This is a genomic window from Deinococcus arcticus, from assembly GCF_003028415.1.
GTDB classification, from domain to species: Bacteria; Deinococcota; Deinococci; order Deinococcales; family Deinococcaceae; genus Deinococcus; species Deinococcus arcticus.
Genome location: NZ_PYSV01000041.1, coordinates 1 through 9147, shown reverse-complemented (window position 1 = coordinate 9147; position 9147 = coordinate 1). Strand labels below are relative to the sequence as shown.

The window sequence follows — 9147 nt, the reverse complement described above, 5'->3', positions numbered from 1 at the left end:
AACAGACCGCAATGCGCGGTCTGTGCGGGCGAATTGGCAGTTCTCGATATCGGCAGCACGGGACAAGCTCAAACGTCACTACCCCTTCGATGAATAGCCATCTTCATGCCTGTGGTCATCCACTAGGCGGCCCATGTTCCTGGGAACAAGTGGCGAAGTGGCCAATGACCATGAGACGATGACGCGGCAAACAAGCTCCACTTCAGCGACCTTCCTCTGCATCCAGTACGGTCTACGGCCCTTGGATGGTCTCATTCTCCGGGTCCTGTGCGAGGACTCCTGCAAGCCGCGCTTCGCCCGTAGGGTCCAGAGGCCGGCTGCCTTCGCGCCATGGCCAAAGCCGCCAGCCTTTCAGGCCCTTCATTTGAAGGGCTCCTCGGCCCTTGCCAGCGCCCGTGGCCCGGTTAACTGGGGTGGCCGCTATAGACGTCGCGCAGCTGCTGCGCAAATTCAGGCAAACGCAAGTCACTCGCCGCGCGGAACACGTCCTGCTGCACGGTGAAAGGGTCAAGCTCGCCGCTGAGCATAGACGCCATGAGGCCTTTGAGGTGATAGTCCCGCAGTTCACGGCCCACGAACATGCGCACCGTGGTCAGGGCGCGGGCCGCCTGCTCTTCATAGGGCAGCGCCCGGAACTCCGCCTGAACCTGATCCGTCAGCTCCAGGGCGTCCTCTACCGGCGGCGTCGGAGACGGCGCGGCGGGCGGATGCGCGACCAGCGAAGGCCCTGGGTTCGGTTGAGCACCCAGCACGGAGGCGTATTTTCCCTCCCTGTCTTTGATCACATCCACTAGGAAAGCCGAACGTCGTTTGGGCGTGTAGCCCCCCTTCAGGATGGTCTGAAAGGCCTCCATCCGGGTGGTGACATGCATGTCGCCGTAATCGAGCACCAGCTTGCGCGCAACAGGCAGGACGACCCCTTCCCGGCACAGGGCCTCAACGAGGGGCGAATCCGGAATCACCTGCAACGTGGGCTCCGGCGCTGGGGGGCTGAGTTGCACATCCCCGAACTCGTAGATGATGTCGGTGTTGGCGCGGGTGCCCTCATAGACCACCGACCTCAGGTAGCCCCGCGCAATCAGCTCTTCGTGGGCCCCGTCCAGGTTGCGCCGAATGCGGCCGGGCAGGGTCTCGACCAACTTGCATTCGCGCGCCCAGTCTTTGAGCCGCAGGCGCAGCGTGGTGACTGGTTCCCCCGGATGCACCGGGTCGTACCGCCGGGCATCCAGAATCCGGTAGAGGCTCCGGGTGAGGGCCCGGGACAGACTCTGCACGAAGGTCATGTCGAGTGGCTTGAGATACTGCGCCCGCAAGCTCTGCACGACGGGTTTGGCCAGGCGAATCTTCAGGACCGTGCCGGACCCGAAGGACAGGCCCAGCGCCGTCTCGGCGTCGATCTGCTCAATGATGTTGAACTTGACGGTGGTCCAGCGCTCAAAGCGCTTGTCGCGCCAGGACTCGCTCGCCGAGTAGGTGGCGCCTTTCAGGCGGTCCAGCGACTCCTGAAGGGCCTGATAGTACTGGCCACTGTCTGGGAACCCGGCCTTGATCAGCAGTTGGTAGGCCGTGGTGTTGACCTCCCCAGATTCCGGCGCGCCCTGCTCCAGGTACATCAGGTTCAAGGTGGTCGCGAAGTCCCCATCCAGCCCATGAGGCACCCCGCCGTACTCACTGGGGGAAATGCAGGTCAGACGGGCCGTCCGGCCGTCCACGGACCACTCCACATCCCACCGGGTATAGTCGGCCGGAATCCGCTCTTGCACACAGATGAGTCCAAGACGCGCGGAGTTCGCCTCATCGTAGCGGTCGATTTCGGCGGGGCGCCGAGGATTGACCTCTGCTTTCTTGCGGGGTCGGGGCATGCGGGTGTCCTCAGAGGCACTGTAGCGCATGAGCCTCGTTGTCTTGATGTTTGGTGTTTTGTTTTAAAGAAGGAAAAACTGATGAAACAACAACAACAAGCAATAAGGACAACCCGTGTTCCAGACAGCGTTTTTCAGCCCAACCAGCCGAGTAAATCGGGTGTTTACCTGTGGATAACCCCGGCAAACCGGCCGAGTCAATCGGGTAATCGACCGAGTGAATCGGGCCAAACGGAACGGAACCGGCCGAGTCAATCGGGCACAGGCCTGCTTCAGACCAGCCGAGTGAATCGGGTGTCACCTGTGGAAAACCCCAGCAACCGGCCGAGTGAATCGGGTCTGGGTTTTTGCCGACCGGCCAAGTGAATCGGGCTGGGCTTGTGGAAAACCCGGAAAACCAGCCGAGTAAATCGGGTGGGATCTTGAAGGCTGACCCGATTTACTCGGTTGGTCGCCAAGATGTGGAAGCAGCGCTGGAGCGGGCTGCAAACAAGCCGTGCTCAAAACCAGCCGAGTAAATCGGGCCTAGCGGTGCAGGTCATCCACGTCCTTGAATCAGGCAAGCTGAGGGCGCAGGAAAAGGGATACAGGTCTCCCCTGTGCAGGTCTCCTATCACGCCTGACCAAGTTCACTCACGTTCTGGAATGAGGCCATGAGCATAAATGACCTGTCCCGATATACGTCGCCAGCTGCTGCGCTTCCAGGACGGGCAGCAGCATGCAGTAGTTCAGGGTCAACACTGAGAAGCCACGCTCAAGCCGCGTTAGTGGTTGAGCAGTGGTAAGTCACGTCACGTCGAGAGTGACCACATCTGCCACCGTGATGTTCAGCACGTGGGCAACACGGACCAGTGTGCTGTAGCGCAGGTCGACTTTGCCAGTCTCGATCTTGTGCGGATAAGCGCGGTTGAGGCCCGCAAGGTGGGCGAACGTGTCCTGACTCCACCCGCGAGCTTCACGCAACTGGCGAATACGTTCTCCAAGGCGCCGGCGGCTGTTCAGCAGATCCGCGTCAAGCGGCAAGTCAGGCATTCCGTCAGCTTTCCGCTTTGTGCTCAAATGTTGTCGTTTTGTAAGATGTCACCTTATATGGTGATACGGGCTCGAGGAGACCCCTTTGCCCGCCTACGAGGAGACCCATGAAAAAATTGCCTTTCTTCCTGCTGTGCCTGACTGGCGTTGCCTCCGCCGCCCCTGCCAACTGTGACACCACGCTGATTTACGGCATGGTCAATCTCAACTATCAAGAGCAGGCGGTCTTCCCTAACGAGCCTAAACAGCGCTCTATCGCACTGGCCAGCTTGACCAAACCACTGGCCATCTGCGGCTTTACCATCACCAACAATGCCAAGGCCGGAATTTTGACGATTAAGGCGCCTTCCATAGAGGCTTTGGGACAGATTCTCAGCCGAAACGTGATTGGGTCCAACATCAACCAGTCGGTGATCCTGGCCACCGTCGACGGCACCCAAAGACCTATTGGCCTTTTCAATTTGGAGCTCAGCCGCCTCATTGGCAACAACGCGGCGGCACACTCCACCACCTACGACCACGGCAACCTGGCCGTTGCCGTGACCGCCAATGGCGGCAAACTGTTTCCCCTCCTGTACAACGGCACCACTCAGTTGGCCTGGTTGCCCGACCAGCTAACAACGCTCGATTTCTATGCGGCGTCAACGCACACGCTTGTCTGGCAGCGCCTCAATCTCAATTTCACAACCAAGACGTTGACGGTCTACAAAAAGGCCCGCATTCCAGGCAATTGACTGATGATTCGCAGGGCGCCCGGGGAAAAGCCTGGCTGCCCTGCGAGAGGTACAAGGCCAAGCTGTGCACCGGAGCCCCTCACTGGGCGGTGACTACTGGGCTCGATTTCACGGAGCTATCGCTTAGACCGGCAGAGCGGTTTGCTGAGGGGCACACGCATGACGTCTATTGAAGAGTCCTCACCACTCACGTCTTCGGGAGAACGTGCGCGCCTGTCGGGGGCTTTGCCTGCTGTGTTGCGGCTTCTCACCGTGTTCGAGCTTTCGGCGTCGGAGCAGAGCCGTCTATTGAAGATCGGTATCCAGAGAATTCACCGCGTCGCGGCGGGTCAAAGCCCACCGACCTTGACCGTAGATCAATTGTTGCGGGCCTCATTATTGACGGGGATTTGCTCGTCACTTGACGCCTCATATGGCGCGCGGGCAGGGGCGACGTGGTTACGGCAGCCAAACGCCCGGCTGCCATTCCAGGGCGCCTCTCCCCTGACCTACCTGCAGCACGCTGGCCTACCTGGTCTCTGGGCAACACGGCGTCTGTTGGACAGCGAGCAGAGTGTTCCAGCTGTGGTGACACCGGAAGCATGGGCGTTAGCCGCGACGTTGCCGCAGCCTGACATCAACTTGGAAGAATGACTGCTCCGGTGAAATGGTCTTCAGGTCTGATCAGGCTGAAGGAACTCGCTGACGTCGACGTTGAGCGCGTCGGCGAGGCGCTGCATGTGATCAAGCGTGAGATTGGCCTCGCCGCGTTCAATGGCACCGATGTAGGTCCGGTGGATCCCCGCGTGATCCCCAAGGTCTTCCTGCGACCAACGCGCTTGTTTGCGTAAGCGCCTTACGTGAGCGGCGAACCGCAGACGGGCGGCGCTGGGAGGCATCCGGTCACACTGCCTGACACTGGACCGTCAGTCTACACTCTAAACCTAGCAATTCGGTTCCTGAGACCGTACACTCGGGACATGATGCGCCTGCTACAGCACCACGTCATGACCCCAATCCCTCGGAAGGACTCGGTCAGGACCCCGAAAAAAGCGGTCGAACGAATTGTTTTGCAGCCCAATGTTGTCGATTCGCTGTTTCAGCAGTTGCACCTGCCAGCACGCGTGTGCGGCGGTCTGCTGTTCGGTCATCACGAGGGCCACGAACTGCACATTGTCCTGGCCAGCAGTGCCGGATCCCCGGAGTGGTACGCGCAACCCACGCGGTCCGTGCTCGCCGTGGACACCCGGTTCGCCCTGGGCTGGGCCGAGGCGGTGTCGGCCGTGTGGGGCGGTCATGTTGATTGGTGCGGGAACTGGACGATTCACCCCACCACCCAGTGGCCCAGTGACAAATGGGCGCGAGAACAGTTTGCAACCGGGCACCAGCAGGGGCTGTTCGACGAGTTTCATCTGTTACTGCTGGCGGGATGGCGCGACGGCTCAGCAGAATTCCTCGCCTACCTGGAGGATCATAACGGGAACCCGGCCACCGTCCCTGTCAGTCTAGGTGCGGGCAGCCCCGCAAGCCTTCCTGCACCATTCACACCGTGAACCACAGACCACGTGACCACTAGCACTACTTAAACACGAACGTCTGCCCCACACACCGCTGAAAGACCACCCAGCGCCTGAGAACGCAGCGGCGTTTCGGAACCGGCCTGAGTGCCAGAATCTCCATAGGGTATGGGTTTGGAGAGACGGTAAGCCGTAAAAAAGATGTCATCCAACACACTGGTCGAGAACGTGATGGCGTTCTCTGTCACCACCGCCACTTGATCCTTTCGCCAAATTCTGATCAGCAAGGATGGACTGTCTTCATCGGCTGCTGCATCCTCTGCGCCATGGAGATCGAATATCTCCTGAAGCTTGACTGGCATTAAGTAGCTCGCGGATGTATTTTAGATAAATCGAGCACCGAGGGCAGTTAAAGCGGCGCCGAGGGCGTCGCGCAGCTGAGCAACAGAGTCATAGCAGCGCCTGGGCATCAAAAAGCCCTTGAGTTGTCGCCAGACGGTCTCGATGTGATTCAACATTGGCGCGTAGGGCGGCAGATACCGGCGATACAGTCCCTGAGCCTCCCACTGTGGGATCTTCCCGCGCAGGGCCGCGCCCTTGTGAAAGGGCGCATTGTCCAACACCACCACGGTCAACCGCTGGGGCTCACAGGTCCGTGCCACGGTATCGAGGAAGGCCATGACCTGTTCGCCCGTGCAGTTTCCGTTCAATTCGCGCACGTCCAGGCGGGTCTCGGCCCCGTCAAACGTGAAACAGCCCATGAGGTTGATGCGTCCACTTGATCCCCATCGCGTGGGGATCTCGAACTGACACCCCGAGCCCCGAGGCGTCCACGTCGAACCAATCGAGAGCATCAACCCCAGGCCCGTCTGATCCAGAAAACTCAACCGGAGTTTGCCATCCAGTGCCCCCTTTTCAGCGTCTCGATGGACGCGGCGTGTTCCCGTTGCAGGGTTGGGTCGAGCGTTTTGGCGGGCGAGTACCTCGCCCGCTTCCAGGTGTAACCCAGGCGGTGCAGATGCTGGGCCATGGTTCTTGGACTGATCGTCACCTGAAACTGCTGTGCGACGGCCTCGCAGAGCAGTGCGGCCGTCCAGAAGCGGTCTTCTCGCAGTTTCTCGTGGAGGAACGGCTCGATCACAGCGGTGACCAGCGGCGGTTTGCCTGGGGCTTGCCCATCGGCAAGCCCCGCGAGGCCCTGCTGCTCAAAACGCGTCAGATCGTTGTGCACCGCTTGCGGATTCCGATCAAAGTGCTGCGCGAGCTGCGTGACCGTCCAGCCGGCGCGGTGCAACCGAAGCAGGGTCGCCCGAAAGCGCACTTTCGGATGCACGTGGACATTGAATTCCAGCGCACGGAGCTGCTGGTCAGCAGCTTCGCTGATCTCGATTCGTCGCGTAGGGCGGCCCATGCCCGAATCCTACTTCTTATCCACCAGCTACTTAGGTACTCTCTGGCGTACGAACCCGTCGGCACACTGATGGAAAACGCGCCTTTGCCAGACACCAACGCTTCAGACGCCTGAACGCGGTACAGCGGAATGACGTTGGGCGAATACTCCGCGTCCAGGGGCACAGGCAGATCAGCGGCACTGACCCGGCTGACTGTAATTTGCGCGGTGGTCGCACTGGCGTCTCGCCATTTCGTGGGAGTGGTGACCTTCACCCCTTCGGGCGTCGTGATGGTCTCGCCCGGACGCACACTGTAGGTTCGGGTAAGAGGCGTGCCGTCATCGGCCCGCAGACCCAAGTGGCGCTCATCGGTCACACAGTGCCAGGACGCCGTCATGGTGACCGTCCAATCTGAGACCGTGGGGGGATGGACGGTGCAAGTGAATGGGACCAAGGCCACCTGGGGCTGCGCACAAGGCACCGTCAGATTTCGGGCTGCATCTACCCGCATGGCCCCAAGATCCAGCTGCCAGGCGCCCGCCAGACCCAAGAGGCTCAGGCCAGTCAGGCTGATGCGCGTGATGAATCTCAAGGTCATCGAGCATTGACTGTACGTGGGAAATGGGCCGAAGTGTGCCAATCTGCCTGTCGCAATCGGCGAGGGTTATGCGGCGCTGCGTCTTGGGGGCGTGCAAACAAGGATGAGCACGCCTTCAAGACGTTATTGAAGCTCGGATGACGCGCTGAGGCTGTGGAACCACAGGTTGTACCACTGGGCTTGTTCTTCGACCGTACTCCCCATTTTGTCTACAGGCTCAAAGAGGTCGACGAGGTCCGCTGTTTTCGCAGGTTGGCCCAAGGCGAGCCGATAAGCGACACGTGCGCCCATGGAGAGCGCCATCGGGGACGGATAGACCCCAAGCATGGCGCCTTGAACGCACAACAGCAGACCGTCGTGCTCCAACTTGCGGCGCACCACGCAGAGTGTTTCAAAGAAACCACTGTCCTGCCCCTCGTAGACGCGCAACGACGTGGCCACCCGAACACGAATCAGACCCTGCGCCTCATCCTCAAGCACGGACATCTCAGCGATCTGTTCCGGCTGTCCATCGTGGTGAAGTCGAACGGTGTAGACCTCCAGCATCGTGATCAACCGTACCCGATTCCCCTTGAGCAGTACGGGCACCACAGGACAGGGCACGTCAGTTGGCGTACTTGTGGCAAGGTTGGTCGCCAGCCCTCAGGGTCAACGGTTACCGTGACCAATCGAAGGGCTTGCAGATAGAGCATCGCGGTCAAGCAGAGCAGTGTGTGATGGTGCAACCCTCGCCATGAACGGCCTTCAAAGTGATCAAGCCCCAGCTCTTCTTTGAGTTGCTGATGGACCTGCTCGCAGGACCACCGAGCCTTGATGTCGCGGATCAACTCGATTTTTGACGTGTTGGCTGGATGATTGGTGAGGTAGTACTTCCGCTCCCCACTGGGCCGACGTTCGCCAACGACCCAGGCTTCGTCACCGGGCAAGTGGGACCCGTCATGAAGTGCCCCACCGTCGGCAACCCGGACGCGCATGACCGCAAAGCGTGCGTGCAGCGGTCCTTTGGTGCCCTTGCGCCAGGTGCGTGAAACCCATTTGTGCGGCGGCAGGTCATGCAACACCTGAGCCACGCTTTTGCGTGGCTCGTCGGGAACGGGGACCAGGAGTCGACCCGTATTGGATCTCCGCTCCGTCAGCATCCCGACCTTCGTGGAGTACACCTTTTGCGTGCCTGGGACACCGACCGCCCAGGTCAGCCCCCGCGCCGTGAGTGCTCCACGAAACTCGGCGCTGTTTCCATAGCCAGCATCTGCCACGACGACTTTGAAGGTGACGCCGTGCTGCCGAACTCGGTCGATCTCCTGCAGGGCTAACTCCTTCTTGGTCAGAAACAGCCGGTGTCCCTGTGGGACACCGGCGGCAACACATCGTTCTGGGTCATCCGTCCATGCCTGGGGCAGGAACAACCGCAGCGCCAAAGGAACGGGGAGATCGTTCTTCGCTAAGGTCAAGGAAACCAACACCCGACAGTTGGCGACCTTGCCCAGCACACCGCAATACTGCCTCGCGATCCCGACACTGCCGGTGCCTTGCTTCGGGAACGCGGTGTCATCCACGATCAACACGGCACCCCGGCCCCCGACCAATCGCTGCGCCTGACGCGCGAGGACGGCCCCCATCTGGTCATCCTGCCAGGGACTCACCGTCACAAAATGGTGCAGCTGCGCGTACTGGCCAGGGGCAACGTGTTCGGCGAGTGGTTGCAGACTTTTGCGTTCCAGCGGGGCCATCAAGCCGCGCAGGTAAATGGGACACCACTTTCGGCGGCGAGCGTGTCCCAGCACGCGCTGAAAGGGACGCAGGAAGCGCCGCAGGGACAAGGCATGGTCCTGAGCAGAAATCATGCGTCAGCCTGACAGACACGCATGAATGCCGTCCAGGAAGCCAAAACCTGTGTTTAAGTCGTGCTAGTGGATGACCACAGGCTTGGCTTGATCTAAGCTGAGGGATGGGGCGACAGAAACAGTTTGTGGTGGCGTTAACGGCACACGAGCGGCAGGAACTGACGGACATGACTCGCAAAGGCGTCCACAG

Annotated in this window: 11 protein-coding genes; 3 read left to right on the top strand and 8 right to left on the bottom strand. The window is 60.4% G+C overall.

The features are described 5' to 3' along the window. Window positions 1–404: 404 nt before the first annotated feature. Together C8263_RS18575 and C8263_RS18570 are read right to left on the bottom strand one after the other, a co-directional pair. Window positions 405–1862, bottom strand: a complete 1458-nt coding sequence (locus tag C8263_RS18575; RefSeq protein ID WP_233218923.1) for a replication initiator protein A — start codon at window positions 1860–1862, stop codon at window positions 405–407. 786 nt (window positions 1863–2648) lie between these two features. Next, entirely contained in the window at window positions 2649–2894 is a 246-nt protein-coding gene (locus tag C8263_RS18570) for a helix-turn-helix domain-containing protein (protein WP_107139595.1), read from the bottom strand. Between the two features lie 107 nt (window positions 2895–3001). Here C8263_RS18570 and C8263_RS18565 point away from each other — a divergent pair, with 107 nt between their 5' ends. Together C8263_RS18565 and C8263_RS18560 are read left to right on the top strand one after the other, a co-directional pair. Then, complete coding sequence (locus C8263_RS18565; protein ID WP_107139594.1) at window positions 3002–3628, top strand: hypothetical protein; 627 nt, start codon at window positions 3002–3004, stop codon at window positions 3626–3628. Window positions 3629–3787: 159 nt separating this feature from the next. Then, window positions 3788–4261 (top strand): antitoxin Xre/MbcA/ParS toxin-binding domain-containing protein, encoded by a 474-nt coding sequence (locus C8263_RS18560; protein WP_107139593.1) that lies wholly within the window; start codon window positions 3788–3790, stop codon window positions 4259–4261. A gap of 20 nt (window positions 4262–4281) precedes the next feature. Here the strand turns inward: C8263_RS18560 and C8263_RS18555 are convergent, their stop codons facing one another. Then, window positions 4282–4506, bottom strand: coding sequence for a helix-turn-helix domain-containing protein (locus tag C8263_RS18555; RefSeq protein WP_107139592.1), 225 nt, complete (start codon window positions 4504–4506; stop codon window positions 4282–4284). 81 nt (window positions 4507–4587) lie between these two features. Here C8263_RS18555 and C8263_RS18550 point away from each other — a divergent pair, with 81 nt between their 5' ends. Beyond that, window positions 4588–5160, top strand: a complete 573-nt coding sequence (locus C8263_RS18550; RefSeq protein ID WP_107139591.1) for a hypothetical protein — start codon at window positions 4588–4590, stop codon at window positions 5158–5160. A 29-nt stretch (window positions 5161–5189) separates the two neighbouring features. On the opposite strand, the gene C8263_RS19145 is transcribed toward C8263_RS18550, so the two are convergent. The 5 genes from C8263_RS19145 to C8263_RS18530 all read right to left on the bottom strand — a co-directional run bounded on the left by C8263_RS19145 (window position 5190) and on the right by C8263_RS18530 (window position 8957). After that, window positions 5190–5486 carry a hypothetical protein gene (locus tag C8263_RS19145; RefSeq protein ID WP_146160798.1) on the bottom strand — a complete coding sequence of 99 codons (297 nt, stop codon included), beginning with the start codon at window positions 5484–5486 and terminating at the stop codon, window positions 5190–5192. A gap of 21 nt (window positions 5487–5507) precedes the next feature. Next, window positions 5508–6011: a transposase gene (locus tag C8263_RS18545; RefSeq protein WP_158263865.1), complete on the bottom strand. Its 504-nt coding sequence runs from the start codon at window positions 6009–6011 to the stop codon at window positions 5508–5510. Continuing rightward, window positions 6008–6535: a winged helix-turn-helix domain-containing protein gene (locus tag C8263_RS18540; protein ID WP_107139589.1), complete on the bottom strand. Its 528-nt coding sequence runs from the start codon at window positions 6533–6535 to the stop codon at window positions 6008–6010. The genes C8263_RS18545 and C8263_RS18540 overlap by 4 nt, the downstream gene beginning before the upstream one ends. Before the next feature lie 701 nt (window positions 6536–7236). Then, window positions 7237–7659 (bottom strand): hypothetical protein, encoded by a 423-nt coding sequence (locus C8263_RS18535; RefSeq protein WP_146160797.1) that lies wholly within the window; start codon window positions 7657–7659, stop codon window positions 7237–7239. Window positions 7660–7664: 5 nt separating this feature from the next. Beyond that, a complete protein-coding gene (locus tag C8263_RS18530) occupies window positions 7665–8957 on the bottom strand; it encodes an IS701 family transposase (protein ID WP_107139587.1) in 1293 nt (430 codons plus the stop codon). Between the last annotated feature and the right edge of the window lie 190 nt (window positions 8958–9147).

Coding starts and splice junctions, on each gene's coding strand:
- C8263_RS18555 (WP_107139592.1), bottom strand. CDS start 4,506: ATGCCTCCCAGCGCCGCCCGTCTGCGGTTCGCCGCTCACGTAAGGCGC.
- C8263_RS18570 (WP_107139595.1), bottom strand. CDS start 2,894: ATGCCTGACTTGCCGCTTGACGCGGATCTGCTGAACAGCCGCCGGCGC.
- C8263_RS18535 (WP_146160797.1), bottom strand. CDS start 7,659: ATGCTGGAGGTCTACACCGTTCGACTTCACCACGATGGACAGCCGGAA.
- C8263_RS18575 (WP_233218923.1), bottom strand. CDS start 1,862: ATGCCCCGACCCCGCAAGAAAGCAGAGGTCAATCCTCGGCGCCCCGCC.
- C8263_RS18530 (WP_107139587.1), bottom strand. CDS start 8,957: ATGATTTCTGCTCAGGACCATGCCTTGTCCCTGCGGCGCTTCCTGCGT.
- C8263_RS18565 (WP_107139594.1), top strand. CDS start 3,002: ATGAAAAAATTGCCTTTCTTCCTGCTGTGCCTGACTGGCGTTGCCTCC.
- C8263_RS18550 (WP_107139591.1), top strand. CDS start 4,588: ATGATGCGCCTGCTACAGCACCACGTCATGACCCCAATCCCTCGGAAG.
- C8263_RS19145 (WP_146160798.1), bottom strand. CDS start 5,486: ATGCCAGTCAAGCTTCAGGAGATATTCGATCTCCATGGCGCAGAGGAT.
- C8263_RS18560 (WP_107139593.1), top strand. CDS start 3,788: ATGACGTCTATTGAAGAGTCCTCACCACTCACGTCTTCGGGAGAACGT.
- C8263_RS18540 (WP_107139589.1), bottom strand. CDS start 6,535: ATGGGCCGCCCTACGCGACGAATCGAGATCAGCGAAGCTGCTGACCAG.